Origin of the sequence: Serratia sp. CY44782 (assembly GCF_052168715.1) — a bacterium.
Taxonomy (GTDB): Bacteria; Pseudomonadota; Gammaproteobacteria; order Enterobacterales; family Enterobacteriaceae; genus Serratia; species Serratia nevei.
Genome location: NZ_JBJNME010000004.1, coordinates 70693 through 96890, shown reverse-complemented (window position 1 = coordinate 96890; position 26198 = coordinate 70693). Strand labels below are relative to the sequence as shown.

The following is a 26198-nucleotide window of genomic DNA, read 5'->3' as shown; positions in this document are numbered from 1 at the left end:
CAAGTATAGCAGCCGCCCTCATTCCGACACGCGCGAGCCAAGATCGCGATCGCCAGGGGCGCCCGCCAACAGTTCGGTCAGTTCGTCGCAGGTGCAAATGCGGCCTTCACGCACGGTGAAGTGCGCCAGCACCCGCACGCGGCAGCAGGAACCGTCGCGCTTTTCCAGCTCGACCAGATGGTGGGTCAGCACCGCCTCGCCCTGCTCCGCCGCCGCGATCACGCTCAGCGTCATGCGGCGGGTTTGCCGCTTCAGCAGCGCCATGTGTTGCTCAAACTGCTCGAAGTTCAACACCTTGCCATCCACCTGCTGGCGGTAGTCTGCGCTGAAACGGGCGGCGAGCTGCGTCGGCCGATGCTCCGGGCTGGCGACGACCTGCTGCAGCGTATCGAGTACCAGATCCAGTGGGGTAAGTTGAGTCATCATGTTTCTCCGAAATAGGGTGAACGACGATCCTATCCCGGCCAGGCGATGGCATAATAACCACATCAAGACTTTTAATAACGTTAAACGGCCAACATGACGCAGATCCGCAGCCAACGCCTTCAGCATGAAAAAAAGCACCTGACGCCCTGGCACCGGCACAAAGGCGGCCAGATCTATCTCTTGACGCGCGGCATGCTGGCAATGGAACTCCCGGGCCGGCAATGGGCGATCGCCGGCGGTACGCTGGGCTGGCTGCCGCCGGGATGCGCCCATCAGGCGCTGGCCTGCGGCGACGTGGCGGGCTGGAGTCTGTATCTGCCGGTGGAAAGCGTGCCGGAGATGCCGCCGCAGCCGCAGCTGTTCACAGCCTCTGAGCTGTTGCAGGCCCTGGTGGAGCGCATCGCGCAGTTCCCCGCCGGCCCGCTGAGTGCGCCGCAGCGGCGGCTGTTGCAGGTGCTGCTGGACGAAATGCACGCGGCAAGCCGCGCCCCTTTGCAATTGCCGCTGCCGCAGGACGCCCGGTTGCTGAACATCGCCCGGGCGCTGCTGAACGATCCCGCCAGCCCGCGCAGCCAGTGCGACTGGGCCGCCTGGGCCGGGCTCAGCCCGCGCACCCTGAGCCGCCGTTTTCTGCAGGAAACCGGCATCAGCTTCGCGCTGTGGCGCCAGCAGGCACGGGTATTGCGTTCACTGGAGGGATTATCACGCGGCGAAGCGGTCAGCGAGGTGGCCGACGCCTGTGGCTATGACAACGTCAGCGCCTATATCGCCGCCTTTCGCCGCCGCTTCGGCGTCACGCCCGGGGCGTACTTTGCGCCGGCTCGGCAAACGAAATAAGAAAACGGGCGCCCAGCGCCCGAAGAGAAGAAAGGGTTACTTCACCGTCTCACGCGGCAGCACCGCGAGGATTTGTTCCACCACCCGCTGCGGATCGGCGGCGCCGTCTATCACGTAATGTGCGGCGTCCTGATACAGCGCTTCGCGCGCCGCCAGCACCTCGAGCATCTCCTCGGCGATCGGCCTGCCGGTGAGCGTCGGGCGCTGCGCATCTTCCGGGTACTCTTCCAACCGCTGCGCCAACACGCTGGCCGGCGCGCGCAGGTAGATAACGGTGCCATGCTGACGCATAAACTGACGGTTCTCCTCCGCCAGGATCGCCCCGCCGCCGGTGGCAACTATAGTTGACGGTTTGGTCACGGTTTGCAACGCGATGGTCTCGCGGCGGCGGAACCCCAGCCAGCCCTCGCGCTCGACCATTTCCGCCACGCTCATCTGCGCCGCCTGCTGCATAAACAGGTCGGTATCGACGAACTGATAGCCCAACGCCAACGCCAATGCGCTGCCTACCGTGGTCTTGCCGGCTCCGCGAGCGCCTATCATGAACAGGGTTTGTGTCATTACGGGTTGTCCCTTATGCGGTGACTTGAGTGCATTGCATACCAAAATACCGAGCGGGTGCGATGGCGTGGTGGCAGCATCATACCCTGCCCGCTCTGTATTTCAATATTTACGATAGTGTAAATTCCATGGCACAGCGACTGCCTGCGGCAAAGCCGTGCGCCAGATCCTCATCCAGATGCCGCCGCAGGGCAGCCGTGAGCCGCGCGTCGTCGAGCAGCCGGAATCCCAGCCGCCGGTAGTAAGGCGCATTCCACGGCACCTCGATGAAGGTAGTGAGCGTCAGGCGGCCGGCCCCCTGCCGTTTGGCCTCTTCCGCCACCGCGCCGATCAGGCGACGGCCGACGCCCTGACGCTGCCAGGTGCCGGCGACCGACAATTCGGCGATGTGCCAATCGCCCCCCTGAACCTGCACGGCGATAAAACCGGCGCACTCGCCGTTGTCGCTTTCCGCCAGCCATTCACGGCGTTCTGCGATAAACGCGGCATGCTGCTGCGGGGCCATCACCTCGCCTTCGGCGATAAAGCGCCATTCCGGCTGCTGGCGAAACAGCTGCGCCGCCGAACGTTCAACCGCCATCAGATGCACGATATCTTGCTGCTGCGCCAAACGAATCTGCAGGCTCATGGGTTCTCCTTGACGTTGGGGCGGTTATTTAAGCAAATTTCACCGCCCGTGGCTTAGAAATCGATACTGCCGCGCAGCACCACCTCACGCGGTTCCCCCACCGCCACGCGCAAATTACCGCCGCTGGACGGGTAGTAAGTTTTATCAAACAGGTTCTTCACGTTCAGCTGCCATTTCACCCGATAGCCGTTGATCGGCATGGTGTAAGCGGCGAACGCATCGGCAACGGTGTAATTATCCAGGGAGAAACTGTTGGCAGCGTCACCCGGGCGACGGCCCACGTAGCGCGCACCGGCGCCAATGCGCACCTCATCGCCGCTGTAGAAGCCCGGGCTGCCCAGGTTTTGGGTCAGGAACAGCGAGGCGGTGTGGCGCGCCACGTTGGTCATCTCTTTCCCCTTGTTGTCCGGATCGTCCACCACCCGCGCGTCGGTATACGCATAGGAGCCGATCAGGCTCAGCGAATCGGTGAGGTTACCGGCTACGTCCAGCTCCACGCCCTGCGAACGCACGCGTCCGGCGGTGCGCGTCACGGTTTCGCCCTCCACCAGCTCATTGACCATCACGTTGCGCTTGGTGATGTCAAACAGCGCCAGCGTGCCGGTGACGCCGTTCGGCAACGCCAGCTTGCCGCCGACTTCCCACGACTTGCCCTGCTCCGGCGGCAGCGAACCAATTTGGGTGGCGATGGAAGAGTTCGGCTTGAACGACTCGGTATAGCTGCTGTACAGCGACACATAAGGCGTCAGCTTGTACACCACCCCGGCGCGCGGCACCAGCTTGCTGTCCGAGCTGTCGGTATTGGCCTGGAACGGCCGCCCCTTGCCGGCATAGACGTCGAAAGCGTCGTAACGCAGCCCGCCCATCACCAACCATTTATCGGTTAGCTGGATGGAGTCCTGCATAAACCAACCGTAGCTGGTGAGGTTTTCCCGCTGGTCGCTGTCTTTGGCGCTGACCGCCGTCGACGGCGGCATCAGGCCGTATACCGGATGATAGATATTGAAATCGCTGTTCTTTTTGCCGCGGATCATGTCGCCGCGGTAGGTGCGGTTATCTTCAAAATCGAAGCCGAACAGCATCTGGTGGTTGATGCTGCCCCAGTCCACGTCACCATTGAGCGTCAGCTGCACCGCGTTGGCGTGGCTGACAGCGTTGGCGGTCGAGTCGGCCTGGCGGCTCAACACGCCGGTCACCGGGTTCAACGCCGTGGCGCGCGCCTGGTTGTCGCTGTAGCTATTGCGGCTGTAGGCATAGGTCAGCGAGCTTTTCCAGCGCTCGTTGAGCGTCTGATCGATCTGCAGGGTAATGCTGTCCTGATCGCCGCGGGTGGCATTATAGGCTTCGTCGAAACGGCGATCGCGCGGCGTATTCACCGGTTTGCCGGTGCGCGAATCGATAATGGTGCCGCGATCGAACGGCACCAGATATTCCATATGTTCATAGGCCAAGCGCACGGTGGTGTTCTCGCCGTACCACATCAACGAGGGCGCGATCACCGTCTGGCGGTTGCGGCCAAAGTTGCGCCAGTAATCGGTTTCATCGTGATCGACGATCATTCGATAGGCAAACCCCGACGTGCCGAGCGGCCCGATAACGTCGAGCTGGCCGCCGCCGCCGTTGAAGCTGCTGCCCCAGCCTTCCACGTGGGTATGCTGCTGCAGCTGGGGCTTTTTGGTGATCATGTTGATCATCCCGCCCGGCTCGCCCATGCCGTACAGCATCGAGGCCGGCCCCTTGAGCACCTCCACCCGCTCGGTGGTCGGCGTAAAGTTGCGCGCCTGCACCGAGCGCACGCCGTCGCGCAGAATGGAGCCGTCGCGGTTGTCGCCGAAGCCGCGTTTCATGACCGCGTCCTGGGTGCCGCCCAGCGTGTTGGCCTGGGTAATGCCGCTGACGTTGTACAGCGCTTCGTCCAGGCTGCTGACCGCCTGATCGGTAATCACCTGCTGCGGCACCACGTCGATCGCCTGCGGCACGTTCAGCAGGTTGGTTTCGCTGCGGGTGCCGGTGACGCTGGTCAACGGCTGATAGCTCTGCACGCCGTCGGCATCTTTGCGGCCGACCACGACCAGGCTCTCTTCCTGCGGCGCGGCTTTCTCCGCTGCCCACGTCGGCGATGTCGCGCAGGCCGCCAAAGGCAATGCGCACCACCAGCCGCGCTTGTTGTTATTCATTATCTAACTGACTCCAATAGGTCCCTGAAAAAGGTAACGGCAAAAACTGCTGATACAGCTGTTGGAAGGTCTGCTGCGGGTTAATGTCGGCGAACAGATCCGGGTAAAACGCTTTGGCGAACATCTCGACCAGCACCACGTGGTACGGGCTGAGGTAAAAGTTGTGCCAGACGCTCCAGGCGCGGTGATGCTTCACCGCCTGCAGGCTGGCCAGCATCGGCTGTGTGGCGATCAGCCGGCGGAAGCTGTCGGCGGCGTCCTGTTGGCTGACCTGCGGCCCGAGGCGCAGATCGGACAGCCGCTTGCCCTGCGGCCCGGCCATGCCAGTGGCGAGGTAAACGTCAGGATTGGCGCTCAGGATGGTTTCCGGGTTCAGCTCGCCGTACACCCCTTTGACGCTGGCGTTGGCGATGTTGTCGCCGCCGGCGAAGGTCAGCAGATCGCCGAGGTTGCCGTGCGCGGCGGTGGTGCAGCAGGTGTCGCGCCGCCCCAGATGCAGGTGCAGCATCACTTTGGGCTTCGGCCCCTGATAGCCCGCCAGCCGTTGCCGGATCACCGCCATATGCTGCTGATAAAATTCGATGAACTGCTCAGCGCGCTGCTGGCGATTGAGCACTTCGCCCAGCAGCCGCACGCTCGGCACGGTGTTGTTCAGCAGATCGATGCGCAGATCGACGTAGATCACCGCCACGCCGGCCTTGTTCAGCGCGGAAACCAGCAGATCGTTGTCGCCGTCTTCACGCGCGTAGCGCGCCAGGATCACCAGATCCGGCTTCAGCTGCAGCAGGCTTTCAATATTGACCTGGCGGAAGTTATTACCGCTGATAATGGGGATCGCGGCGATCTGCGGGAACTTCTGTGTATAGAGCTGCCAGCTTTGCGCATCGAACCGCGCCAGATCCGCCGGCCAGCCGACGATGCGCTGCGCCGGGTTGCCCGGCTCCAGCAGCGCCAGCGTATACAGCATGCGGCTTTCCCCCACCACGATGCGCTGCGGGTTGTCCGGCACCACGACCTGGCGGCCGGTGATATCGGTCACCGTCTTCGCCTGAGCGGAGAACACGCCGAAGCACAGGGAAAGCAGCAGTAAAATGAGGGAATTGCGCATGATTAAGCCGACACGGGGGAATAGTGTGCGCATGATAATCACTCTCATTAGCACTTGCAATCCTGCACGGCGATTGCCAAAAGAAATCCGGGAAATGGCGCCGAGCGCACGGCGAAACATGGCGAAACCGCTAAAAGAGCGGCTTTAAAAAGTTAAAAAAATGGCGGGGAAATCGGTTAAATAGAGCGGAAACCACCAAAATAGGGAGACATCCATGGGTCAACGCATTATTCCGCTGTCGGAGTGCCCGCAATTTGCCGATGTGTGCGCCGCCTGGGCCTTCGGCCAGTGGGGCTCACAGCACGGCGGATCGCTGGAGCGCACCCAGCAGCGCTTCGCCCAATGCAGCCGGCCGAGCGACGATCATCTGACGTTGATGATGATCGACGGCGATCGCCCGGTGGGCATGGCCAGCCTGTGGCCCAGCGACGATCATCAGCGCCAGGATCTCACCCCGTGGCTGGCCGGCGTCTTCGTGCATCCCGATCACCGCCGCAAGGGCATTGCCCACCGCCTGGAGATGGCGATCGTCGAAGCGGCGCGGCAGCGCCATCATTCGATTTTGCATCTCATCACCGACAAATCGGAAGCGCTGTACGCCGGCTGGGGTTGGCAGCCTCTGGAACGCCGGCGGCAGTATGACGAAGACGTGGTGGTGATGGTGAAAACGCTGTAGTTAACGCGGCGTACAGACATACACCAGCGCCGGCGGGAAATTGCGCACCACCCGCAGGCGCTTCCAGTGAAAATAGCGGGACAGCAATTTTTCCGACAGGTGGCTGTATTGGAACAGCACCAGCGTGCCGTTGCGCGCCAGCAGCCGCTGCCGGGCCTGCTGAAGAATGCGCACGCTGATCCTGACCGGGATCGACAGCAGCGGCAGGCAGGAAAACACCACGTCGTAATCCGAGGCCATTTGGGTCGCCGAATGGGCCATCACCTGCAGCCGCCGATCGTCTATCCCCCGCAGCCGATGCACGAAATGCGGTTGGATCTCGAAAGCCTCCAGCGCCGCATCGGCGCGCATCCGCCCCAGAATGCGTTTGGTCAATACGCCGTCCGCCGCGCCCAGCTCCGCGATCGACAGCGCCCGGGTCCATTCAACCTGGTTCAGCATCGCCTGGCACAGCCACGGGGAAGAAGGCGCCAGCGTACCGACGGTGCGCGGTGAAGCCATAAATTGCTGCAGGTAAGCGAAGTGATTCATCAGTTGCAGCCGGGTCGCATTTAACATTGAGGCCTCCTTGGGTTAAGCCCTCAATGTGAGCCGAATTTCTTAAGTATTCATTAACATGATTCCGAAAGCGGCGGACACAGTTGTAATAAAATGCAACCTCAGCCGCAGTGGAAAAATGAAAAACGGTCGTAATAATGACCTGAAAATAAGCCGCCCACGCGCGCCCTATCAGATAATTATTACGACCGTTTATTTTATTGGCCACGTTGCCGTGGCCAGAGGGTAAAAAGCCAACGCTTAGCGATAAATTTCCGCATTGCCACGCCAGTTGCTGGAATCCCCGGGGGTGTCCAAGCCGATAATGCGGTAATGCCCGGCGCCGTCCGCCGCGGCTTTTTCTTTCAGGGCGTGAATGGCGTCATGCGGTGAGCCGCTAATGCCGGAAACCGACACCACGCCGAGGCTTTGCAGATTGGCGGCCTGTTCGCTGTTGACCTGTTTCACCGACGACAGCGGCGCGGCGAAAGTGGAGAAGGAAGCGGCGGCGATCAATACTGCTGCGATGCTTGGGATAAGTTTCATGATTGACTCCAGGTGTTCTTGTTTATTAGCTCGTTGTCAGTGATGTTAATTATCCGCTAGCCAATGAAAACGGACGTCATGCAACGTAAAGAACATCAATCATTGTGAGGAGAATAAGGAGGAAGTGAGAGCGAGTGTGTATTTTAAGGCGGAAATGACTTTATAGGATTCACCTTACCCCTATTTGATGAACAATTAAAGACGGGGAGAAAGAAAGAACGCGCGCCGCCGCTATTTAAGATTTTTTACCCGCCGGGGCGCGCTGAGCTACGCTGATTTTGTGGCTTACCCTTTTAAGGAAGAACGCTTATGTCGCAAAACCTGCTGCGCGTGCGTGACGGTCAGGGCGCTTCGGTCTCGTTTTCCGAGCTGCTGTTCGATCTGATCTACGTTTTCGCCGTGACCCAACTTTCCCACTATTTGTTGCATCACCTGACGCTGACCGGCGCGCTGGAAACCCTGTTGCTGTGGTTCGCCGTCTGGCTGGCCTGGCAATACACCGCCTGGGTCACCAACTGGTTTAATCCGGATACCCGTCAGATCCGCCTGCTGCTGTTCGCTATCATGCTGCTGGGGCTGTTCGCCGCCGCCGCACTGCCGCAGGCGTTTGGCGAGCGTGGCCTGATCTTCGCGCTGTTCTATGTCGCTATTCAGGTCGGACGCTCCGTCACGGTACTGCGCCTGCTGGCGCCCGGTCATCCGTTAAAACGAAACTTTCACCGCATTCTCGGCTGGCTGTGCATCTCCGCCGTCTTCTGGATCGCCGGTGGGCTGGCGGAAGGCAACGCCCGCCTGGCGCTATGGGCGGTCGCCGTCTTGTGCGAATACGTCTCGCCGATGTTCGGCTTCCGGCTGCCGGTGCTGGGGCGCTCGGACAGCAGCAGCGAGTGGACCATCGAGGGTCACCATCTGGCGGAACGCTGCCAGCTGTTCGTGATCGTGGCGCTGGGGGAAACCATTCTGATCACCGGCGCCACCCTGAGCGAGATGGAAAGCTGGAGCCTGCCGGTGCTCATCGCCTCGCTGGTGGCCTTTCTCGGCAGCCTGGCGATGTGGTGGGTCTACTTCGACACCAGCAGCAAAGCCGGCAGCCACGCCATCAGCCAGGCGGAAAACCCCGGCCAGCTGGGCGCTTACTTCCATTACGTGCACGTCGCGCTGGTGGGGGCGATCATCGTCTGCGCCGTGGCCAACGAGCTGGTGATCGCCCATCCCGACGGCCGCATCCAAAACGCCACGGCGGCGGTGTTGCTGCTCGGCCCGGCACTCTACCTGTTCGCCAACGCGCTGTATAAACGGCTGGTGTATCATCGCTTCCCGCTGTCGCACCTGGTGGGGCTGCTGGCGCTGGCGGTATTGGCCCCCGTCGCCTATTTAACCGATCTGCTGATGGTCAATGGCCTGACGACGCTGATCATGGTGGTGGTGGCGGTGTGGGAGAGCATCTCGCGCGGCAGAGCGCCGCAGCGACACGCGGAAGCCTGAAGCAAACGGGGGCGTCACCGCCCCCGCTGTGAGATTGATGACAAACCTCATGCCATTGCCGGGTTTGCAGAGAGCCACGGATAAAAAAACAAGGAAAATCAATTTATTGATTTTCGGCTGATGGCCACAAAGGAGGAAAAACCACGTTTTTTCCTCCTTTGTCAACGGTCTGACGGGGGCGCTATCGCCCCCGCTGTCTCACTTCAAGGGATGCGGCAAGGTGAGCACCCAGAGCTCGCTCAGCGACTCCGGCTGCTCCAGCGGGCGCAATTCGATACGGGCGTCGGTCTTGTCGCCGTCGAGGCTCAGCCGCCCTTCTTTCTCCAGCTGATAATCGCCGATTTTCTTGCTCTTTGGCGATGCGTCCACCAGCTTGGCCTGCAGGCCGAAATCGTTGTCATTAATCACCGCCAGCGTGCGATCGTCGATCAGCGCCAACCCTTCCGCTTTCTCCTGGCGCCAGCCCAACTGGCGCAGGTCCGCCACTTCCTGTTTCTGCGCCAGCTTCACGCCGCGTTTGGCGAGATCTTTCGCATCGTCGAACTCCAGCGCTTTCCCCTGGCCGTCAAACGCGCTCAGATCGCTGGCCTGCGCGAGATCCACCAGATAGATCTTGTTGATCATCGTCTTATCTTTACCGGTTCCTTGTTCAATCAACAGGATACGCTGGTTGTCCAACGCCACCACATCGCCAATCTTGGCGTCTTTGGCTTTTTTATAGCTGTCGATATCGATGGGATAGCCGTACATGGCGGTTTTGCCACTGCGCGGATCGAAGCTCACCAGCCGGGTAAACTGCGCCTTGTTTTTGCTTTTGCCATCGACATCCAGCGTGCTCTGCACCGCCGCCAGAATGCGCCCATCCGGCATCCGGGTCAGCCCCTCAAAACCGCGGTTGGGCTGGCGCCACTTCAGGATGTTCGGCAAACCGCCCGCCACCGCCTGCTCGCCGGCCTGCGGCGTTGGGCCGTATTTGGCGAGAATTTTACCGTTGCCGTCGATATGGATCAGAAACGGACCGTACTCATCGCACAGCCAATAGCCACCGTTGCCGTCACCGATAATGCCTTCGGTATCCAACCCACGGCGATCGCCGGACAGCGGCTGCAACGCGTCGTTCAACGCCACTTCGTTCGTGGAACCGATCAGCTCGCTCGGCAGCGGCAGCCCACTAATCGGCCCTTTTTCGTCATGCAAGGGCCGTGCATTCTCGGCCACGGCCTTGCCGCCGCCGATACGAATGTCCATCAACAGAGGCACGAATTGCGGGTTGGCGAAAATTTTGGCTTCTTGCTTGCCCACCGCAGGGGCATCGGCATTCGGGCCGCGATCGGTCAGCGTCGTCAGCACCAGATCGTCGCCCTGCTTGCGATTGAACGTCAGCCCGGAGCCGATCCCCACCGGCAGCCCCTGCGGGAAATTCTTGGCGAACGCCCCCTGATAGGCGACGCGTTCCCCGCCGGGGAAGCCGACCACATAACGCGCCACCTCAATATCTGCAGCGTAGGTGAATACAGGAAACAGTGAAGCCAACAGCAGGGAGAGCGATTTTATTTTCATGGTTTTTACCCGAGGTTGAACGAAGCGTTATCAGGCAGAAGAAGATATTAATTTAGCATGACACTGAGATGACAACAGGCGCTTCGTCAAATGTGCAATAGGCAATAAGGTTGGCTGGCAAATAGAAATGAGCAATTAACCTGAGGATATTGAATGGAGAAAACCACTGGAAAAAAGCGCCTGAAAATAACCCGTCATTTCGCTTAGGGTAAATTCTTATATCAAAGATAAAAAAATCGGCAAACGCGCGCCGGCACGGCGAAAAACGGCGTTTTTCTCATAGACAAAATAAAATGCCGGGGATTTAATACCGCCGTTATTCAAGGTGCATTAAGAAAATTCTATAGAATATCTGCATGAACTGAAAAAGCTGTTCTATAGTTTTTAGTGCTAACGCCCGTTAGTCTATTCCGCAGGATGGAATCTATGTCAAAGCGACTTTTTGCTGAATTTTTTGGCACATTTTGGTTGGTGTTTGGTGGTTGTGGTAGCGCAGTATTAGCCGCGGCATTCCCACAGCTGGGTATTGGTTTCCTCGGCGTCGCGCTCGCTTTCGGTCTGACCGTGGTGACGATGGCCTATGCCGTCGGCCATATTTCCGGCGGGCACTTTAACCCGGCGGTTACCGTTGGCTTATTCGCCGGCGGCCGTTTCGCGGCGAAAGACGTGATCCCTTACGTTATCGCACAGGTGATCGGCGGTATCGCCGCAGCGGCGGTGCTGTATTTGATCGCCAGCGGCAAAGCCGGTTTCGACGCCACCGCGAGCGGTTTCGCCTCCAACGGTTACGGCGAACACTCACCGGGCGGTTATTCTCTGCAGGCCGCGATCGTGATTGAGCTGGTGCTGACCGCCTTCTTCCTGATCGTTATTCATGGCGTGACCGACAAACGCGCGCCGGCAGGCTTCGCCCCGCTGGCGATCGGCCTGACGCTGACCCTGATCCACCTGATCAGCATCCCGGTGACCAACACCTCCGTCAACCCGGCGCGCAGCACCGGTGTAGCGATCTTCCAGGGCACCTGGGCGCTGCAGCAGCTGTGGGTCTTCTGGCTGGTGCCGCTGGTCGGCGGCATTATCGGCGGCCTGATCTACCGCTGCCTGCTGGAAGATAAAAAATAAGCGCATCGCAGCCGATAGCGTTTCACGGGGCAGCCTTCATCGGCTGCCCCGTTGCTTTCAGCCCTTCGTCACGTCAAACATCATGATATCGCTGGTAAAGGAGCCGTCCGGCTGAATGGCGAAGTGCGCCGCGACCTCCTGCGACACGCTTTGCTGCAGCGCGCGGATCGCGGTAACGAAATGCGCCGGCGTGCGCATGCGCGCCACCCAGCTGCCGAACTCCAGCATCAACCGATCCGACGTTACCTCGCGCACCACCAACCCGGCCTCGGTCAATAACGCCAGCCACTCGCCCGGCGCATAGTTGCGCACGTGTGAGGTGTCGCGCAGCACTTCCACGGTTTGCAGATAGATATCCAGCAGCGGATGCCCCGGCGAGACCACGTCCATAAAGATCGCTCTGCCACCCGGCTTGAGTACCCGCTTGACCTCACGCAGCGCCTGGCCAACGTCGTGCCAGTGGTGTGCCGAATAGCGGCTGATGACCAGATCGAAGCCGGCGTCCTCAAACGGTAAAGACTCCGCCACGCCCTGCTGCAGCTGAATGTTACTCAGGCCTTTTTCCGCCGCCGCCTGCTCCACCACCGCCAACATTTGCGCCGACAGATCGTAGGCCACCACCTGCGCCACCCTGGCCGCCGCCGTGAAGCTGGCGTGCCCGGCGCCGCAGCCCAGATCGAGCAAACGCGCGCCGGCGTGCGGTTCCAGTAACTGTGCAAGGCGTTGCAAATCCTTGCCCTGCGCGTGCACCGCGCTGGTTAAGTAGGCGTTGGCCTGCTCGCCGAACTGCCGGTCTACCGCGTTTTTATGGCTGTTGCTGATGCTCATGTTTGCTCCCGTTATTATCCGGCTTGCGCCTGTGCCTGAAGGCTTTCGGCTACTATAATCAGGCTACTATACGGGTACAATATGAGCAGTTATCCTGGTATAAATAGGTACCACGCTATGTCATCAGAAGCCTTATCCGGGCCAAAGGCCCTCGGCGCATTCCTGCGCGCGCACCGCGAGCGCATCACGCCGGAAATGCTCGGCCTGCCCAGCTCCTCGCGCCGCCGCACCAGCGGCCTACGGCGCGAAGAGCTGGCGCAAATCAGCGGCATCAGCGCCACCTGGTATACCTGGATCGAACAGGGGCGCGAGGTGTCCATTTCCCCCTATACGCTGGCACGCATCGCCAAGGCGCTGCGGCTCGGCCCCGCCGAACGCCACTACCTGTTTACCCTGGCGCGCGTCGCCGATCCCGAGCAGGAAACGCACCGCGAAACCGCCAACGACGCGGTGCTGCAAAGCGTGCACCAGATGACGGTGCCCTGCTACCTGCTGGACGTGACCTGGAACGTCGTCGCCTGGAACCCGCAGGCGGCGGCGCTGTTCAGCGGCTGGCTGGATGTGGCCAACAGCCCTAATCTGCTGCACTTCATGTTCTTCCACCCGCTGGCGAAAACGCTGGTCAGCGATTGGGAAGAACGTGCCCGCCGCGTGGTGGCCGAGTTTCGCGCCGAGACCAGCCATCACCAAAACACCGAAGAGATGCGCGCCTTCGTGCGCAACATGACGCACAACAGCGCGGACTTTAATCACTGGTGGAAACAGCATGACGTGATGGCGCGCGAAGGCGGCGAGCGCGCGTTCGAGCACCCTCAGCAAGGTGCGCTGCGCTATCGCCAGCTCACCTTCCATCCGGCGGAGCACGGCGGTCTGAAGCTAGTAATGCTGATCCCGCTGCCGTAATTGGTAACAAATTCATAGACAGGTTTACCCGCCATTTATTTATTGGTTCATGCAAACGCGCTAGGGTGATTGTTACCGATGACAACGATCATCCAGCACCGTTATTTATCTCCCGAGGTACGCCTATGCAATCCGAAGAACAACGCCTTATCGATGGTCTGTTTGGCCGCCTGAAAGAAGCCGAGACCAAGACGGGCCCACGGGATCTCCAGGCAGAACAGCAAATTAATCAGCATATTCGCGAGCAGCCTTCCGCCCCTTATTACATGGCGCAGGCAATGATCATTCAAGAAGCGGCGCTCAAACAGATGGACCAGCGGGTCAAAGAGCTGGAAGCCCAGGTCGCGCAGCTGCAGCAAACCGCCAACGGCCAACAGAGCAGCGGCGGCTTCCTGGCCGGCCTGTTCGGCGGCGGCAGCCGCAGTACGCCAAGCCCGCGTGAACAGTATCAGGCGCAGCAGCAAAATACGGCGGCCTGGAACAACGCGCAGCAAGGGGGCTACTCACAGCCGCAGCAGCCAGCCTATGCCCAACCGCAGCAGGCGGCGCCTTCGCGCGCCGGCGGCTTCCTGGGTGGGGCTTTGCAAACCGCGGCGGGCGTCGCCGGCGGCGTGGTATTGGCCGACATGCTGACCGGCATGTTCCGCCATTCGCAGCCGCAGGAAATCGTGAATATTATCGAAGAAAACCCGGCACCGCTGGACGACAGCGCGATGCGCAATTTCGACGCCTCCAACAACCTTGATACCTTCAACAACGGCGACGGCGGCAGCTTCCTGAATCAGGACAACGGCTTCCAGAACGCCAACTATCAGGATGACACGGACTACGCCGACGACGATTACAGCGACGACGACGATTCCTTCCTGTAATACTCCTCTCCCCCTCTCACCCGCAGAGGGGGATTTCCCGTTTCGCCGATCTGGACTACAGTGAACGCTGTTCATTGATCCGGCCGGGAGAAACGATGCCGAGCTTTAATCCTTCAGCCCCGTACTTCAGCGAGCGCCTGCAGATGCGGCCGCCGGTGATGGCAGACCTCGAACGTTTCTACGCCATCTTTGGCGATCCGCAAACCCAACGCTTCAACCCCGCCGGCCCGCTCACCAGCGAAGCGCAGGCCGCTTCGGCGCTGCAGGAGCGGCTCGCCGTCTGGCGGCAACACGGTTACGGCTCCTGGGCGCTCGCCCTGCGCGAACGGCCGGATTGGGTTATCGGTTTTGGCGGCTTGTCCTGGAAACCGCTCGGCGCGCAGCGCACCGTTAACCTCGGCTATCGCTTCGACACCCGGGTGTGGGGCATGGGGCTGGCCACCGAGATGGCGCGGGCTTCACTGCAATACGGGTTTGTCGGTCTGGAGGTGGGTGAGATTTCTGCCATTGTGCGCGTGGAGAATCAGGCTTCGTGGCGGGTGCTGGAAAAGATTGGCATGCAGCGGGTGGATACGCTGGATGACGTGCCCGGCGAAGCGCCGAGCCTGGTGTATACGCTAAAGCGCGGCGACTATCAGGGCTGATCGTCGCTGATTTTGGCCAACGCCATGCGGTAAGATTTAACCTTCTGACGCTTTTTCAGCCAGGTGGCGGTAGAAACGATGAACACCGCGCCCGACATCGCCAACACGCCGGTCGGGTGGCCGTAAAACACCATCAAGGCAAAGTACACGGCGGAAACGATCGCCACCCATTTCGCCGTATTGCCCATGTCGTTCTTCTCCTGGGTCAAACGGCGGATGTGCTCTTCTTCACTGATTCCCATACGCGCTCCTTGTTGGCTGAACGTTCCATTATATGGAGCTGGAGTGCTGATATTTCAAGCGGTTGGATGGTAAAGAAGCGTAAAGCTCAGGCCGGCGGTTCCCGCCGCCGGGGCAGATAGCGCCCGGGCTGGTCGGCGCCCGGCAAACCGGTGCCGTCGTTGCGGCCAAACAGCCGGTAGCGATTGCCGGCGACCGCATCGTAGACCTTGTCCGCCAGCCGCGGCGGCAGGTAACGCGCCAGCGCCAGCGCGCGGTACGGCCACCCCAATTGGCGCAACGCCTGGAACAGCGCCGCCGAACGCAGCCAATAACGCCCCTGCTCAACATAGACCACGGAATCGAAACGATCGGTCGGCAATCCCAGCGCCTGCAGGATCGCCTGCCCTTCGACGGATTGCACCGTCGCCAACAGAATGCGCCGCTGCCGATCGGCGCGAATAAGATACCTCACCAGCCCGTGACACAGATTGCATTCGCCGTCGAACAACAGCGCGCACTCGCCGGGCTGGAGACAGGGCAGTTGTGCTAAAAGGGTCATCCCGCCTCCCGATAAACGCTCGCCTTAGCCTAACGCGCCTTGAGCGTGCGAACCAGAGCGGGATGATAGGGCCCGTTAAGGCGCAGGCGGGGCGTCAGGCACGGCCACCACCGCGACGCGCACCTCGTAATGCTTGGCGCTGCCCGCCGGGATCACCGCCGTCAGTTTGTTGATGGTTTCCACCGGATTGTCGCTGGCCGAGGTGGCGCAGAACAGTTCGCCGCCGTGGCAGAACCCCGGTTTGGGCGGGTGCCCGCCCGGGAAAGGCGGCATGCGCATCGGTTCATCCGCCACAGGCGGCAACGCTTTGGCCGCATGCGCCTCGGGGGCCGACATCGCGCTCGCGCTGAACAACAGCGCCATGCCCATGCAGGGCAGCGCCAGGATCTTGATTGCTTGTTTCATTGAATTAGCCTCATTTGCCGGGTTCGGGATTACGCTACCCCGCCCCCGGCCAATGAGAAAGCCGCTTTTCGCTACCTTTTCGCCCCGCTACGTTTTGCTTACATCCCGCGTCTAACGTGATGAAAGGCGAAAGGTGGGGTAAAGGGCCGCCGTGTTACTTACCGCCGGCCAGCGTGTTATAGCTGGTCATCAGATTGCGGTAGTCCGGGATATGGTTGGAGAACAGCGTGCCCAGGCCTTCGATGTCGTTGCGCCAGTCGCGGTGCAGCTCGCAGGCGACGCCGAACCAGGTCATCAGCTGCGCGCCGGCGGCTTCCATGCGGCTCCAGGCCGACTGACGCGTCAGCTCATTGAAGGTGCCGGAGGCGTCGGTCACCACAAAGACCTCAAAGCCTTCATTGAGCGCCGACAGCGCCGGGAATGCCACGCACACTTCGGTCACCACACCGGCGATGATCAGCTGCTTACGGCCGGTGGCTTTTACCGCCTTGACGAAGTCGTCGTTGTCCCAGGCGTTGATTTGGCCGGGACGAGGAATGAAAGGGGCATCGGGGAATTGGGTCTTCAGCTCCGGCACCAGCGGGCCGTTGGGGCCGTTTTCGAAACTGGTGGTCAGAATGGTCGGCAGATTGAAGTACTTCGCTAAATCACCCAGCGCCAGCACGTTGTTTTTAAACCGATCGGGATCGATATCGCGCACCAGCGAAAGCAGCCCTGCCTGATGATCCACCAGCAATACGGCGGCCTGGTCCTTGTCGAGGCGCTTGTAATTTGCAGTCATGGTTTTACTCCTGTGGGGGTTGATGTTGCGGATGAAACGCCCCGCCGCTGGGACGGGGCGTCGAGGTTAAGTGTAGCGCCTGGGCCGGGGAACACGTCCCGCCCCAGGCACCAAGGTCAGCCGGCGCTTGCTTCGGCGTTCATGCTGCCGAACTTGCCGCTGTTGAAGTCGCGGAACGCCTGCTGGATTTCCGCGTCGCTGTTCATGACGAACGGGCCGTAGCCGACGATAGGCTCATCGATCGGTTCGCCGCTCAGCACCAACAGCGCGACGTCGTTGTTGGCTTCGATAGTGATCGAATCCCCCGCCCGGTCGAAACGCACCATTTGGGTTTCGCGCACCACCTCTTCGCCGTTGACCAGGATCGCGCCGTGCAGCATCACCAGCGCCAGCGTATGGCCTTCTTTCACCGTCAGCGTGGTGGTGTGGCCGGCATTCAGCTTCATATCCCACACGTTGAGCGGGCTGAAAGTGCGTGCCGGGCCGGCGTGGCCGCCAAAGTCACCGGCGATCACCCGCACCTGCCCTGCGCCGTCCGCCAGCGGAACCACCGGAATATCAGCGTTCAGCAGCGTCTGGTAACCGGGCTCGGCCATTTTGTCTTTGGCCGGCAGGTTGACCCACAGCTGCACCATTTCCATGGTGCCGCCCTTGCGCGAGAAGTCCCGCGAATGGAACTCTTCGTGCAGAATGCCGGAGGCGGCGGTCATCCACTGGACGTCGCCGGGGCCAATCACCCCGCCGCTGCCGGTCGAGTCGCGGTGTTCCACTTCGCCCTGATAGACGATGGTCACCGTTTCAAACCCGCGATGCGGATGCTGACCCACGCCGCGGGTGCCGGAGGCAGAGCGGAATTTGGTTGGCGCCGCATGATCCAGCAGCAGGAACGGGCTCATTTCCGCCCCCAAATCGTTATAAGAGAACAGCGAATTCACCAGGAAACCGTTACCGACCCAATGTGCTTCCGGGCTGTTGTGAATACCGAGGATTTTTTTCATCTTGAACTCCCGTTTCAGACCTCACGGCCTTAAGTTGATGGCAGAAGTTTAATCTGCCGGGGTTTGCTGCAGTAGTAGGCAAGATGTACACTCAGCGTTCTACCGGTAGAACGATAAGGGATATGATGCTGACCGATCTGAACGATCTGTTTTTCTTCGCCAGCGTGGTCGATCACCAGGGATTTGCTCCCGCCGGCCGGGCGCTGGGCATTCCCAAATCCAAGCTCAGCCGCCGCGTGGCGCTGCTGGAAGAGCGACTGGGCGTGCGCCTGATCCAGCGTTCGACGCGGCGTTTCTCGGTGACCGAGGTCGGCCAAAACTATTACGCGCACTGCAAGGCGATGCTGGTGGAAGCGGAAGCGGCGCAGCAGGCGATCGAACAGACGCGCGCCGAGCCCTGCGGCACGGTGCGCATGTCGTGCCCGGTGGCGATCCTGCACACCCGCGTCGGCAGCATGGTGGCGGCCTTTATGGCCGACTATCCGAAGGTGACGGTGCATCTGGAGGCCACCAACCGCCGGGTGGACGTGGTGGGGGAAGGGTTGGATCTGGCGATCCGCGTGCGGCCGCCGCCGCTGGAAGACAGCGATCTGGTGCTGAAGATCCTGGCGCAACGCACCTGGTGTGTCGCCGCCAGCCCGGCGCTGGTGCGCACCCTCGGGCCGGCGCACACGCCGGAAGACCTGCGTAAATACCCGACGCTCGATCTCGGCCCGGCGCGCGCTCAGCACCAATGGCGGCTGACCGGCCCGCAGGGTGAACGGGTCGAGTGGGAACACACGCCGCGGCTGGTCACCGACGACATGCTGATGCTGCGCACCGCCGCCATCGCCGGCGCCGGCATCGTTCAGCTGCCGGCGATGATGATGCGTGACGACATGCTGCGCGGCGAACTGGTCCAGCTGCTGCCCGGCTGGCAGCCGCAGGGCGGCGTGGTGCATGCGGTCTACCCGTCGCGCCGCGGTTTATTGCCGGCGGTGCGGCTGCTGCTCGATTATCTGGGCGAGCAGTTCGCCAGCATCGAAGAGGAGTGATCAGGCAGTAATTTCGATCGCGTTGCCGTCCGGATCGCGGATGACGGCCTCATAGAAGCCGTCGCCGGTCCAGCGCGGCGCGGACTGCAGGATACCCTCCTGCTGCGCGCGCTGCGCCAACCGGTCGACCTGCCGTTCATCCCCCAGCGACAGCGCGATGTGCGCCCAGCCCACCCGTTCTTCCAGGGCCTGCGCCGGCAACAGCGTCGGCACGCGCATGATCTCCAGCGTCGGCCCGGCCGCCAGGCTGACGAAACGGGAAACAAACCCCGGCCGGTTGCGGCTGACGTACTCCTCACCCGCCTCACCGTTGAAATAGCGCTGCCAAAACGCCAGCTGCGCGTCGATATCACGGGTCCACAGGGCAACATGGGCTATTTTCATCATCATTCTCCGGTCGGTAAATCGCTGTGCCAAACCTGGCCGCCGCCCTGCGCCACCTGCAGCTCGAGCTGCGGGTGCGCGCCGCGCGCCGTCACCAGATGATCCACCCGCCCGGCGGGCAGGAAGGGGTAAGGGGCGTAGGTATTGAGCTTGTCGCGGGTACACAGCACCGCCACGCTGCCGGCGCGCGTCAGCAGCCGCTTTTTGAAGGTGGCGTCCTGGTAGCTCAGCGCGGAGAAGCCGCCGTCCGGGTCGTAGGCGCAGATGCCGGTGAACACCAGATCGAAATGGAAACCATCTATCTCTTCCGCCGCCTTGGCGTCCACGCAGCCGCCAACCTGCGCATCCAGCTCACCGCCGATCAGGATGGTGCGGATCCCCGGCCGTTCCAGCATTTTGCCGGCGATGCTCAATGCATTGGTCACCACCGTCAAACGCCGATCGCGCGGCAACATATCCGCCAGATACAGGTGGGTGCTGCCGGCATCGAGGAAGATCAGCTGCTCTTCACCGATCAACCCCAGCGCGGTCTGCGCCAGCGTCAGCTTCTCATCGCCGCTGAGCGCCATGCGCGCCGCAACGGGGCCTTCGGCCGGCGTCGGCGCCAGCGCGCCGCCATAGATACGTTTACACAGGTTCTGCGCCGCCAGCTGGCGCAGATCGCGGCGGATGGTGGCTTCGGTGGTATTCAACCGCTGCGCCATCTCCAGGGCCAACACCCGCCCCTGTTGGCGAAGCGCGTCGAGAATGGCCTGGTGGCGTTCATTCGGTAACAGTTTGGACATCGCGTAAATCCGGTGACGCTAAAGTGATCACGAATGTACATAAACGTACACAATCGAACAATCATTTTTTCGCCACGCTGAAGCGGCGGCGCTCGTCTAGACTGAGAGTGACATCACCGATAAGGGATTATGACGCGATGACCTCCGCCGTGCTTTATACGCTGTTTCCCGCCGCAGCCACCGTCATCGGCGCTGCGGTGGCACTCTATCGCCGCCCCGGTGCCGCCACGATGCGCGTCATCCATCACTTTACCGCCGGCATCGTTTTTGCCGCCGCCGCCACCGAAATCCTGCCCGATCTCAAGCAGCAGTCGCCTTTGGCCGTGTTGCTGGGCGGCGCTGCGGGGGTGCTGTTAATGCTGTTGGTTAGGCAACTGGGTGAAAAAGCGCAGGGGCCGGTCGGTTTTATCGCCGCGGTCGGCGTCGATATCTTTATCGATGGGCTGGTGCTGGGTATTGCCTTCGCGGCCGGCGCCAAAGCCGGTCTGCTGTTAACGCTGGCGTTGACGCTGGAAGTACTGTTCCTAGGGTTGTCGATCGTTGGCGATTTGAAAGACTTTCTCGGCAGGCGGCTGCGGGCCATGGCGGCGATAGTCGGCCTGGCGCTGCTGCTGCCCGTCGGTGGCCTGCTGGGGGCGCCAGTGGCCATGCTGGGCGCATTTTGGCTGACCGCCTTTTTGGCCTTTGGCCTGATCGCCCTGCTCTACCTGGTCACCGAGGAGCTGCTGGTCGAAGCGCATGAAGGCGGAAAAGAGACACCGTTCGCCACCGCGATGTTCTTTGCCGGCTTCCTGCTGTTGTTGCTGTTAGAGGAAGGTTTGGGTTAAAAAAACAGGAATTTCATGGCGCATGCCGCCCGGAGGCAACGCTTTGGCTATACTGAGGCAGGCGAAGTTACCGCAGACGTAACGGCTTGGGCGTAAAGGGAAAACGATGTTATTGACGATCGCAAGGTGGCTGTTTCAACTCCCCGGGAAGCTGTTCGGGCTGATTTTTAAAAATCGCCTGAGGATATTTTTGTTCTTTATGCTCGTCGCCATCGCGGTGCTCGGCGCCAAGCGCTATCTGCGCGCCCACCAATATGACGATGAGTTTAGCCTCGCCGCCCCCACCGATTACAACCGCGCGATAAAGCGCGAAATGCCGCTGCGCGAGGCGCGTGAACAGTGCGGGGGGCCGCTGCATGACAATGCCGGGCAGCCGTGGCCCGCCTCAGCCGGTTATCTGCATCAGCCGACGCGGCTGCCCGCGACCGGTCTGCATCGGCTGACGCTGGATAATCAGGGCAACGATTTCGCGGTGCTGGTCAAGCTGGAAACGCCGACGGCGCCGCAGCAGCTGGCGGAAGTCTTTATTCCGCCCGCCGGCAGCTTCGAGGTAAAAATCAATGCGGACGCGGAACACGTCATGAAAATCAAGAACATCAAGACCGGCTGCATGTTCCGCTCCCGGCCGTTCAACCTGGATAAACAGAGCGATTGGCGCATGCCGCTGACGCTACAAAAAGACGGCAGCCTGCAGCTGCAGTCGATAGGGGATCGCCAATTCTGATCGGGCGCCGGGCGGAAGCGCCGGCGCCGCGAGGGTTACTTTTTCACCGGGTGATCGCGGCGGAACAGTTCCCAGCTTTCAATTTCCTGCCCACTCGGCAAGGTACAGGTGGAATACTGGCCTGCCGCGTTCTCTTTGGCATTCAGCTTGCCGCCGATTTGGGTGCAATACACGTCGGCCGGGTTCGCCATGCCGATCGGTTTCACCTGCGGCGGTGGCGGCGCATCGTTGGATTTCACGGAACACCCCTGCAACATCGTCATCCCTGCCAACAGGGAAAGCATCAACGTTTTTTTCATTTTTCCAGCTTATGCAAAAAGAACGGCGGAGCGCTCCGCCGTTCGTTCATCATGAAATAAAGGATTTGCCCTGTTTCAGCACCAGATCGCAGGCTTTTTGCTTCACCTTCTCGGTGATCTGCGAGGTACCCAGGCTGTTCAGATCCAGACTTTTGCCTTCGCCGGTCTGCAGCAAGCCGCCCAGGCCCTGCTGATAATCCTGGCTCTTGGCGTTTTCGGTACTGGTGATGCCCAGCTTGCTGAGCAGCTGATCTTTCACCCCTTCGGCACCGTTAGCCGACAGCACGTTGTTTTTCACGCAGTACTGCAGGATACCGGCGGCATTGGTCATGCTGCTGGAGCTCAACGCCTTGTCGCCACCGTTCAGCAGGCCGGTCAGCGAGGAGAGCGACATGCCGCCGCTGCTGTCGCCGCCCGACTTGCTCAGTTCGCCCGCCGCGCTGCTGAGGGAATCCATCAGCCCGGCAGCCTGAGTGGCGCCGCTGGCCAGGGTAGCGGACAGCGCCAAGGCCAGCAGTAAACGATGTTTGGTGATCATAGTGGTAAAACTCCTGTAATAACGGCATGCGATCGGCGCAGCGCGCCGGGATACCCTTCCGACGCCGCCGGCGGCGACAAGTTCCTTTTATCTCGCCACCGCGCCGTTTTTCGGAATTCAGGAAATTTAGAACTGCCAGCGCAGCCAGGCGAAGAACACGTTGCCGTTGTTATAGGTGCCGGGAATGTAGGTCGCCTGGAACGTCAGCCGCTGATAGCCGATAGAGGCCAATGGCAGCGGGGCCGGGATAGGAATGTATTTCCAGTTGTCGCGCGCGGTGACGCTGGCGGTGAAGCCCAGCCCCAGGCGGAAATCCTTGTCATCCAGCGGGCGCCAGATCTTCTCGTAGGCGTAGCCGCCGATCGGCTCCCACTTGTTGAAGGAATCCTTGAACGCCATGATGTAGATGCCGTGCCAGTCACCATCGCTGTCGTAGCGGGAGATGCCGTAACCTGCCCCCCACGGCCGCTCGTTGTACTTATCGATATGTTCATCATCGTAAGTCCAGCGGTTGTGCCAGGTGATGGCCGGGATATAGAGATCGTGGTTAGGTGAGTTGTTCCAGGTCTCCGCCACGTTATGGGTAAAGCGCTGCCATAGACCCGGTTTTTCAGCCTGCGCGGCATTGCCACTTTCTGTACCAACCTCAGCGTAAGAAGGCAGTGCAGGAAATATCAACGCCAGAGAACATGCCAAAAGAGTCCGTTTGAGAAACATCGTAAAGCTCCTGTAAAAATACGGCCGAAGATTCTTACCGATAGCCCAGGCAAGATCAAGCTGTATCTAATTTATCCAACGCCCGTTGTGCTTTGGTTAAGTTTAGCACCGGAAAATTACCGATAACTTTTAACAGGTTGCACTGGCCTGCATATGCTATCGCCTTTCAGGCGGCAAAGCCGTGGGAAAAGTCCGCTTTGTCGCACACGACTCGCGGGCAAGGTGCTTGACCAACACATCGACATCGAGACGGTTCACAAACTCCAGGGAATAAGAGGAATAGAGACCGAACAGGCGATTTTGGTGCCCAACCACCACCAGATCGATACCGGCCTGATGAATGAAATCGCTGACGTCCTTAAAGCGCCGGATGGTGACGATTTCCTTGACCGCAACCGGCGCCTCGACGGCGCTCACCAGCCGGCTCAGCATCGCCTTGGCGGCGATCACCTCCTGCGCCTGGCGATCTTTGACCAGCGCATCGCTGCCGTACTCCAGCTCCGCATAGTCGGCGTTAAGGTGGCCGACGGTGATGGCGATCGGCAGCCCGCCCACCATCGCTACCGTTTGACGCAGCAACGGCAGCCCATCGCGCTCATCGTGAATCAGTACCAGAATGTGTCGATAGCTTTTCATCGCTCTTTCCCCCCATCGGTCAGTGCCACTGGGGCACCGTCCTCTTTGGTAGGTATACGCCATCTGCACGCACGTAGAGAAAAGTTTACGTATCACTTCCCACGGAATGTGATGGCCACCACGTTATATTAGCGCCCGTGGCGGCGTATTTTAACGCCGGCCCGACGTGGCGCGCACCGCCGCCCCCGTAAAGTAAAGCTGACGGAAACCGACGAATAAAAAACGATCGTTGTTAATTTTTTGTTTTTAATTGGTTGCAGGATAGTTTCTTGAAATAAGCGTGCGGCGGATCACTAAAATCCCCCTTTACGTCAGCTTGGGCTTTTCTTTTCGAGGCTAACAGCCGGGTGCCGCCAGGCAGGATTTAACGCGGCATAAAAAGTACCGGTAAACTCCCCCTGCATCATGATAAATGCCAACGCGGCGCCATTTTTCTGTCGATATAGCATCAATGAAAAATACCGCCTCACGCCAACACGCAATAACCCTACTTTTTATGTATCACCCAATCGCGTAAAGCGCCGAATACAAACCGCCCATTTACCGGCTGCCAACCCTATCTTGAACAAGCCGACGCTTTAAATAACTGTTAAAGCTAACGACACAACATCGCCAGCAATTTATTTTTGCTGATTTTCGCCTGACAAAATAAAGATAAATAATCCGGAGCAATCAATGAAAATAACTATCGGGTCATTCATTCTGCAACAGCTTCACGCCCTGAACGTCGATCGTATTTACGGCGTGCCCGGCGACTATAACCTCAGCCTGCTGGAGCTGCTGGAAAGCGACGACCGATTGGCGTTTATCGGCAACTGCAATGAATTGAACGCCTCCTACGCCGCCGACGGCTACGCCCGAATGAAAGGCGCCGGCGCGCTGATCGTCACCTACGGCGTCGGCGATCTGGCCGCGCTGTCCGGCATCGCCGGCGCCTATGCCGAATCCTCGCCGGTGGTCTGCATTGCCGGCACGCCGCCGCTGCACGCGATGAAGAATCATCAGCTATTGCACCATACTTTGGGCGACGGAAATTTCGACAACGTCATGAACTGTTTTAAACAATTCACCGTTGCTCAAGCCTTGATTACGCCGGAAAATGCCGCGCAGGAAATTCCGCGCGTTATTTCCCGTGCCTGGATAGAGAAGAAACCGGTCTATTTACAGCTGCCTTCCGATATTTGCGACGTCGAAATTGAAGTTGCCGCAGCCGCAGCCGCACCGCAGTTGCCGGCCAGCGATAAATACAATGTGCAATTAGCGGCGATGGCGCTGTTAACCAAAATAAAACGCGCACAGCGCCCGATCATGTTGGTCGACCAAATGGTGGATCGTTATCAGCTGCAGCAGCAGGTTATCGACGTCGCTCACCGCTTTGCTATTCCGCTGACCAATATGCCGACCGCCAAATGCATTATTCCGGAAGATACCGCCGGTTGGATGGGCGGCTACAGCGGCAACCTGTCGCGCCCCGAACTGTATGAACGCATGGCCCACTCGGACTGCGTGCTGAGCTTCGGCGTGCGTCTGGTGGACTCCACCACCGGCTATTTCTCGCAGCAAATTCCCGCCGCCGCTCAGGTGGATATCCAGCCGTTCTCGCTGAAGCTGGACAACACCTCCTACCCGGCGGTGGCGACGGCGGATCTGCTGCAGGCGCTGCTGGATCTGAGTGAAGACACACCGGTACAGCCCCTGACGCCGCTGGCCGATCCGCGTGAGAAGCTGGCGACGCCGAGCGATACCCCCATCGACCAGGCCTATCTGTGGCAACGGATCCAGCGATTTATCCGGGCAGATGACGTGGTGGTGGTGGAAAACGGCACCTCGGGCGCCGCCATTGGCGGCATGCGCATGCCCGGCGGTGTCAAGGTGGTCAACCAACCGATCTGGGGTTCGATCGGCTATACCCTGCCGGCGCTGCTCGGCACCCTGATGGCGGCGCCAGAGCGCCGGCACCTGCTGTTTATCGGTGACGGCTCCTTCCAGCTCACCGCGCAAGAAGTGTCTACCCTGCTGCGCTGCGAGCAAAAGCCGATCATCTTCCTGATCAACAACGATGGCTACACCATCGAACGGTATATCCTCGGCGAAAACTCGTCCTACAACGACATCGGCCCGTGGGACTACGCCAAACTGCCAGCGGTGCTGAATACTCAGGCGCAGCCGTTCAGCGTGGCGGTGGAGACCACGCAGCAGCTGGAAATGGCCCTGGAACGCGCCTCGCGGCAGGATCGGCTGGCGTTTATCGAGGTGAAAGTGCCGATGATGGACACGCCGCCGGTGATGAAAGAGTTCTGCAACCGCTGCAACAGCTTTAACTTCGGCCTGACCAACCCACGCCGCAGCGCCTGAGGGGCGATCGCACCGCCGGTGGTT

General features: G+C 60.4%; 31 protein-coding genes. 11 read left to right on the top strand and 20 right to left on the bottom strand.

The genetic code is table 11. The annotated features are described in order from the left end of the window. Nucleotides 1-18: 18 nt before the first annotated feature. Nucleotides 19-423, bottom strand: coding sequence for a nuclear transport factor 2 family protein (locus ACJ8HT_RS08720; protein ID WP_197652355.1), 405 nt, complete (start codon nt 421-423; stop codon nt 19-21). Nucleotides 424-519: 96 nt separating this feature from the next. Here ACJ8HT_RS08720 and ACJ8HT_RS08715 point away from each other — a divergent pair, with 96 nt between their 5' ends. Continuing rightward, nucleotides 520-1263 carry a helix-turn-helix domain-containing protein gene (locus ACJ8HT_RS08715; protein WP_197652306.1) on the top strand — a complete coding sequence of 248 codons (744 nt, stop codon included), beginning with the start codon at nt 520-522 and terminating at the stop codon, nt 1261-1263. A gap of 36 nt (nt 1264-1299) precedes the next feature. Here ACJ8HT_RS08715 and aroL read toward each other — a convergent pair whose 3' ends face one another. The 4 genes from aroL to ACJ8HT_RS08695 all read right to left on the bottom strand — a co-directional run bounded on the left by aroL (nt 1300) and on the right by ACJ8HT_RS08695 (nt 5737). Continuing rightward, nucleotides 1300-1824 carry a shikimate kinase AroL gene (gene aroL / locus ACJ8HT_RS08710; RefSeq protein WP_033637260.1) on the bottom strand — a complete coding sequence of 175 codons (525 nt, stop codon included), beginning with the start codon at nt 1822-1824 and terminating at the stop codon, nt 1300-1302. Nucleotides 1825-1933: 109 nt separating this feature from the next. Then, nucleotides 1934-2452 (bottom strand): GNAT family N-acetyltransferase, encoded by a 519-nt coding sequence (locus tag ACJ8HT_RS08705; RefSeq protein ID WP_194572693.1) that lies wholly within the window; start codon nt 2450-2452, stop codon nt 1934-1936. Nucleotides 2453-2505: 53 nt separating this feature from the next. Next, a complete protein-coding gene (locus tag ACJ8HT_RS08700) occupies nt 2506-4629 on the bottom strand; it encodes a TonB-dependent siderophore receptor (RefSeq protein WP_197652307.1) in 2124 nt (707 codons plus the stop codon). Then, nucleotides 4622-5737 (bottom strand): ABC transporter substrate-binding protein, encoded by a 1116-nt coding sequence (locus ACJ8HT_RS08695; protein ID WP_055317008.1) that lies wholly within the window; start codon nt 5735-5737, stop codon nt 4622-4624. Before ACJ8HT_RS08695 ends, ACJ8HT_RS08700 begins: the two co-directional genes overlap by 8 nt. Before the next feature lie 214 nt (nt 5738-5951). Between ACJ8HT_RS08695 and ACJ8HT_RS08690 the strand changes: the two genes are divergently transcribed. Next, the gene (locus ACJ8HT_RS08690; protein WP_047728763.1) at nt 5952-6413 is read left to right on the top strand and encodes a GNAT family N-acetyltransferase; all 462 of its coding nucleotides are present in this window, start codon (nt 5952-5954) and stop codon (nt 6411-6413) included. On the opposite strand, the gene ACJ8HT_RS08685 is transcribed toward ACJ8HT_RS08690, so the two are convergent. Next, nucleotides 6414-6971, bottom strand: a complete 558-nt coding sequence (locus tag ACJ8HT_RS08685) for a class I SAM-dependent methyltransferase (RefSeq protein ID WP_049270805.1) — start codon at nt 6969-6971, stop codon at nt 6414-6416. It abuts the gene before it with no gap. Between the two features lie 240 nt (nt 6972-7211). Then, on the bottom strand, nt 7212-7496 hold the full coding sequence (locus ACJ8HT_RS08680; protein ID WP_038873191.1) for a YdgH/BhsA/McbA-like domain containing protein: 285 nt from the start codon (nt 7494-7496) through the stop codon (nt 7212-7214). A 309-nt stretch (nt 7497-7805) separates the two neighbouring features. Between ACJ8HT_RS08680 and ACJ8HT_RS08675 the strand changes: the two genes are divergently transcribed. After that, nucleotides 7806-8981, top strand: coding sequence for a low temperature requirement protein A (locus ACJ8HT_RS08675; protein WP_193158705.1), 1176 nt, complete (start codon nt 7806-7808; stop codon nt 8979-8981). 198 nt (nt 8982-9179) lie between these two features. On the opposite strand, the gene ACJ8HT_RS08670 is transcribed toward ACJ8HT_RS08675, so the two are convergent. Then, nucleotides 9180-10541: an esterase-like activity of phytase family protein gene (locus tag ACJ8HT_RS08670; RefSeq protein ID WP_197652308.1), complete on the bottom strand. Its 1362-nt coding sequence runs from the start codon at nt 10539-10541 to the stop codon at nt 9180-9182. Nucleotides 10542-10967: 426 nt separating this feature from the next. On the opposite strand from ACJ8HT_RS08670, the gene aqpZ reads away from it, so the two are divergent. Further along, nucleotides 10968-11663 carry an aquaporin Z gene (gene aqpZ, locus ACJ8HT_RS08665; RefSeq protein WP_197652309.1) on the top strand — a complete coding sequence of 232 codons (696 nt, stop codon included), beginning with the start codon at nt 10968-10970 and terminating at the stop codon, nt 11661-11663. Between the two features lie 57 nt (nt 11664-11720). Here aqpZ and ACJ8HT_RS08660 read toward each other — a convergent pair whose 3' ends face one another. Further along, the gene (locus ACJ8HT_RS08660) at nt 11721-12491 is read right to left on the bottom strand and encodes a class I SAM-dependent methyltransferase (protein WP_194572689.1); all 771 of its coding nucleotides are present in this window, start codon (nt 12489-12491) and stop codon (nt 11721-11723) included. Between the two features lie 117 nt (nt 12492-12608). Here ACJ8HT_RS08660 and ACJ8HT_RS08655 point away from each other — a divergent pair, with 117 nt between their 5' ends. The 3 genes from ACJ8HT_RS08655 to ACJ8HT_RS08645 all read left to right on the top strand — a co-directional run bounded on the left by ACJ8HT_RS08655 (nt 12609) and on the right by ACJ8HT_RS08645 (nt 14910). Next, on the top strand, nt 12609-13394 hold the full coding sequence (locus ACJ8HT_RS08655; protein WP_038873182.1) for a helix-turn-helix transcriptional regulator: 786 nt from the start codon (nt 12609-12611) through the stop codon (nt 13392-13394). Between the two features lie 125 nt (nt 13395-13519). After that, nucleotides 13520-14266 (top strand): DUF2076 domain-containing protein, encoded by a 747-nt coding sequence (locus ACJ8HT_RS08650; RefSeq protein WP_142109350.1) that lies wholly within the window; start codon nt 13520-13522, stop codon nt 14264-14266. Nucleotides 14267-14361: 95 nt separating this feature from the next. Next, nucleotides 14362-14910: a GNAT family N-acetyltransferase gene (locus ACJ8HT_RS08645; protein ID WP_197652310.1), complete on the top strand. Its 549-nt coding sequence runs from the start codon at nt 14362-14364 to the stop codon at nt 14908-14910. Here the strand turns inward: ACJ8HT_RS08645 and ACJ8HT_RS08640 are convergent. The 5 genes from ACJ8HT_RS08640 to ACJ8HT_RS08620 form a co-directional block, all read right to left on the bottom strand. Then, nucleotides 14901-15152 (bottom strand): hypothetical protein, encoded by a 252-nt coding sequence (locus ACJ8HT_RS08640; protein ID WP_033642017.1) that lies wholly within the window; start codon nt 15150-15152, stop codon nt 14901-14903. The genes ACJ8HT_RS08645 and ACJ8HT_RS08640 overlap by 10 nt on opposite strands. An 86-nt stretch (nt 15153-15238) precedes the next feature. Continuing rightward, nucleotides 15239-15691, bottom strand: a complete 453-nt coding sequence (locus tag ACJ8HT_RS08635) for a thiol-disulfide oxidoreductase DCC family protein (protein ID WP_087763259.1) — start codon at nt 15689-15691, stop codon at nt 15239-15241. 75 nt (nt 15692-15766) lie between these two features. After that, nucleotides 15767-16096: a hypothetical protein gene (locus tag ACJ8HT_RS08630; protein ID WP_164268435.1), complete on the bottom strand. Its 330-nt coding sequence runs from the start codon at nt 16094-16096 to the stop codon at nt 15767-15769. Nucleotides 16097-16250: 154 nt separating this feature from the next. Next, nucleotides 16251-16877, bottom strand: a complete 627-nt coding sequence (gene ycaC, locus ACJ8HT_RS08625; RefSeq protein ID WP_197652311.1) for an isochorismate family cysteine hydrolase YcaC — start codon at nt 16875-16877, stop codon at nt 16251-16253. A gap of 116 nt (nt 16878-16993) precedes the next feature. Continuing rightward, complete coding sequence (locus ACJ8HT_RS08620) at nt 16994-17875, bottom strand: pirin family protein (RefSeq protein WP_038873171.1); 882 nt, start codon at nt 17873-17875, stop codon at nt 16994-16996. A 125-nt stretch (nt 17876-18000) separates the two neighbouring features. Between ACJ8HT_RS08620 and ACJ8HT_RS08615 the strand changes: the two genes are divergently transcribed. Next, entirely contained in the window at nt 18001-18909 is a 909-nt protein-coding gene (locus ACJ8HT_RS08615) for a LysR family transcriptional regulator (protein ID WP_049273915.1), read from the top strand. Here ACJ8HT_RS08615 and ACJ8HT_RS08610 read toward each other — a convergent pair whose 3' ends face one another. Together ACJ8HT_RS08610 and ACJ8HT_RS08605 are read right to left on the bottom strand one after the other, a co-directional pair. After that, nucleotides 18910-19293 (bottom strand): VOC family protein, encoded by a 384-nt coding sequence (locus ACJ8HT_RS08610; protein WP_060423221.1) that lies wholly within the window; start codon nt 19291-19293, stop codon nt 18910-18912. Between the two features lie 2 nt (nt 19294-19295). Continuing rightward, nucleotides 19296-20078, bottom strand: a complete 783-nt coding sequence (locus tag ACJ8HT_RS08605) for a DeoR/GlpR family DNA-binding transcription regulator (protein WP_060423217.1) — start codon at nt 20076-20078, stop codon at nt 19296-19298. 137 nt (nt 20079-20215) lie between these two features. On the opposite strand from ACJ8HT_RS08605, the gene ACJ8HT_RS08600 reads away from it, so the two are divergent. After that, nucleotides 20216-20905, top strand: coding sequence for a ZIP family metal transporter (locus ACJ8HT_RS08600; protein ID WP_197652312.1), 690 nt, complete (start codon nt 20216-20218; stop codon nt 20903-20905). Nucleotides 20906-21011: 106 nt separating this feature from the next. Continuing rightward, on the top strand, nt 21012-21629 hold the full coding sequence (locus ACJ8HT_RS08595) for a hypothetical protein (protein ID WP_047728779.1): 618 nt from the start codon (nt 21012-21014) through the stop codon (nt 21627-21629). A gap of 35 nt (nt 21630-21664) precedes the next feature. On the opposite strand, the gene ACJ8HT_RS08590 is transcribed toward ACJ8HT_RS08595, so the two are convergent. The 4 genes from ACJ8HT_RS08590 to ACJ8HT_RS08575 form a co-directional block, all read right to left on the bottom strand. Beyond that, nucleotides 21665-21928 carry a putative hemolysin gene (locus tag ACJ8HT_RS08590; RefSeq protein WP_004940597.1) on the bottom strand — a complete coding sequence of 88 codons (264 nt, stop codon included), beginning with the start codon at nt 21926-21928 and terminating at the stop codon, nt 21665-21667. A 49-nt stretch (nt 21929-21977) separates the two neighbouring features. Beyond that, the gene (locus tag ACJ8HT_RS08585) at nt 21978-22466 is read right to left on the bottom strand and encodes a DUF2501 domain-containing protein (protein WP_015376789.1); all 489 of its coding nucleotides are present in this window, start codon (nt 22464-22466) and stop codon (nt 21978-21980) included. Between the two features lie 126 nt (nt 22467-22592). Continuing rightward, the gene (pagP, locus tag ACJ8HT_RS08580) at nt 22593-23183 is read right to left on the bottom strand and encodes a lipid IV(A) palmitoyltransferase PagP (protein WP_194572680.1); all 591 of its coding nucleotides are present in this window, start codon (nt 23181-23183) and stop codon (nt 22593-22595) included. Nucleotides 23184-23339: 156 nt separating this feature from the next. Next, nucleotides 23340-23819: a universal stress protein gene (locus ACJ8HT_RS08575; protein WP_197652313.1), complete on the bottom strand. Its 480-nt coding sequence runs from the start codon at nt 23817-23819 to the stop codon at nt 23340-23342. 675 nt (nt 23820-24494) lie between these two features. Here ACJ8HT_RS08575 and ACJ8HT_RS08570 point away from each other — a divergent pair. Beyond that, nucleotides 24495-26174, top strand: a complete 1680-nt coding sequence (locus tag ACJ8HT_RS08570) for an alpha-keto acid decarboxylase family protein (protein WP_197652314.1) — start codon at nt 24495-24497, stop codon at nt 26172-26174. The last annotated feature ends 24 nt before the right edge of the window (nt 26175-26198 follow it).

Coding starts and splice junctions, on each gene's coding strand:
- ACJ8HT_RS08720 (WP_197652355.1), bottom strand. CDS start 423: ATGACTCAACTTACCCCACTGGATCTGGTACTCGATACGCTGCAGCAG.
- ACJ8HT_RS08715 (WP_197652306.1), top strand. CDS start 520: ATGACGCAGATCCGCAGCCAACGCCTTCAGCATGAAAAAAAGCACCTG.
- aroL (WP_033637260.1), bottom strand. CDS start 1,824: ATGACACAAACCCTGTTCATGATAGGCGCTCGCGGAGCCGGCAAGACC.
- ACJ8HT_RS08705 (WP_194572693.1), bottom strand. CDS start 2,452: ATGAGCCTGCAGATTCGTTTGGCGCAGCAGCAAGATATCGTGCATCTG.
- ACJ8HT_RS08700 (WP_197652307.1), bottom strand. CDS start 4,629: ATGAATAACAACAAGCGCGGCTGGTGGTGCGCATTGCCTTTGGCGGCC.
- ACJ8HT_RS08695 (WP_055317008.1), bottom strand. CDS start 5,737: ATGCGCAATTCCCTCATTTTACTGCTGCTTTCCCTGTGCTTCGGCGTG.
- ACJ8HT_RS08690 (WP_047728763.1), top strand. CDS start 5,952: ATGGGTCAACGCATTATTCCGCTGTCGGAGTGCCCGCAATTTGCCGAT.
- ACJ8HT_RS08685 (WP_049270805.1), bottom strand. CDS start 6,971: ATGTTAAATGCGACCCGGCTGCAACTGATGAATCACTTCGCTTACCTG.
- ACJ8HT_RS08680 (WP_038873191.1), bottom strand. CDS start 7,496: ATGAAACTTATCCCAAGCATCGCAGCAGTATTGATCGCCGCCGCTTCC.
- ACJ8HT_RS08675 (WP_193158705.1), top strand. CDS start 7,806: ATGTCGCAAAACCTGCTGCGCGTGCGTGACGGTCAGGGCGCTTCGGTC.
- ACJ8HT_RS08670 (WP_197652308.1), bottom strand. CDS start 10,541: ATGAAAATAAAATCGCTCTCCCTGCTGTTGGCTTCACTGTTTCCTGTA.
- aqpZ (WP_197652309.1), top strand. CDS start 10,968: ATGTCAAAGCGACTTTTTGCTGAATTTTTTGGCACATTTTGGTTGGTG.
- ACJ8HT_RS08660 (WP_194572689.1), bottom strand. CDS start 12,491: ATGAGCATCAGCAACAGCCATAAAAACGCGGTAGACCGGCAGTTCGGC.
- ACJ8HT_RS08655 (WP_038873182.1), top strand. CDS start 12,609: ATGTCATCAGAAGCCTTATCCGGGCCAAAGGCCCTCGGCGCATTCCTG.
- ACJ8HT_RS08650 (WP_142109350.1), top strand. CDS start 13,520: ATGCAATCCGAAGAACAACGCCTTATCGATGGTCTGTTTGGCCGCCTG.
- ACJ8HT_RS08645 (WP_197652310.1), top strand. CDS start 14,362: ATGCCGAGCTTTAATCCTTCAGCCCCGTACTTCAGCGAGCGCCTGCAG.
- ACJ8HT_RS08640 (WP_033642017.1), bottom strand. CDS start 15,152: ATGGGAATCAGTGAAGAAGAGCACATCCGCCGTTTGACCCAGGAGAAG.
- ACJ8HT_RS08635 (WP_087763259.1), bottom strand. CDS start 15,691: ATGACCCTTTTAGCACAACTGCCCTGTCTCCAGCCCGGCGAGTGCGCG.
- ACJ8HT_RS08630 (WP_164268435.1), bottom strand. CDS start 16,096: ATGAAACAAGCAATCAAGATCCTGGCGCTGCCCTGCATGGGCATGGCG.
- ycaC (WP_197652311.1), bottom strand. CDS start 16,877: ATGACTGCAAATTACAAGCGCCTCGACAAGGACCAGGCCGCCGTATTG.
- ACJ8HT_RS08620 (WP_038873171.1), bottom strand. CDS start 17,875: ATGAAAAAAATCCTCGGTATTCACAACAGCCCGGAAGCACATTGGGTC.
- ACJ8HT_RS08615 (WP_049273915.1), top strand. CDS start 18,001: ATGCTGACCGATCTGAACGATCTGTTTTTCTTCGCCAGCGTGGTCGAT.
- ACJ8HT_RS08610 (WP_060423221.1), bottom strand. CDS start 19,293: ATGAAAATAGCCCATGTTGCCCTGTGGACCCGTGATATCGACGCGCAG.
- ACJ8HT_RS08605 (WP_060423217.1), bottom strand. CDS start 20,078: ATGTCCAAACTGTTACCGAATGAACGCCACCAGGCCATTCTCGACGCG.
- ACJ8HT_RS08600 (WP_197652312.1), top strand. CDS start 20,216: ATGACCTCCGCCGTGCTTTATACGCTGTTTCCCGCCGCAGCCACCGTC.
- ACJ8HT_RS08595 (WP_047728779.1), top strand. CDS start 21,012: ATGTTATTGACGATCGCAAGGTGGCTGTTTCAACTCCCCGGGAAGCTG.
- ACJ8HT_RS08590 (WP_004940597.1), bottom strand. CDS start 21,928: ATGAAAAAAACGTTGATGCTTTCCCTGTTGGCAGGGATGACGATGTTG.
- ACJ8HT_RS08585 (WP_015376789.1), bottom strand. CDS start 22,466: ATGATCACCAAACATCGTTTACTGCTGGCCTTGGCGCTGTCCGCTACC.
- pagP (WP_194572680.1), bottom strand. CDS start 23,183: ATGTTTCTCAAACGGACTCTTTTGGCATGTTCTCTGGCGTTGATATTT.
- ACJ8HT_RS08575 (WP_197652313.1), bottom strand. CDS start 23,819: ATGAAAAGCTATCGACACATTCTGGTACTGATTCACGATGAGCGCGAT.
- ACJ8HT_RS08570 (WP_197652314.1), top strand. CDS start 24,495: ATGAAAATAACTATCGGGTCATTCATTCTGCAACAGCTTCACGCCCTG.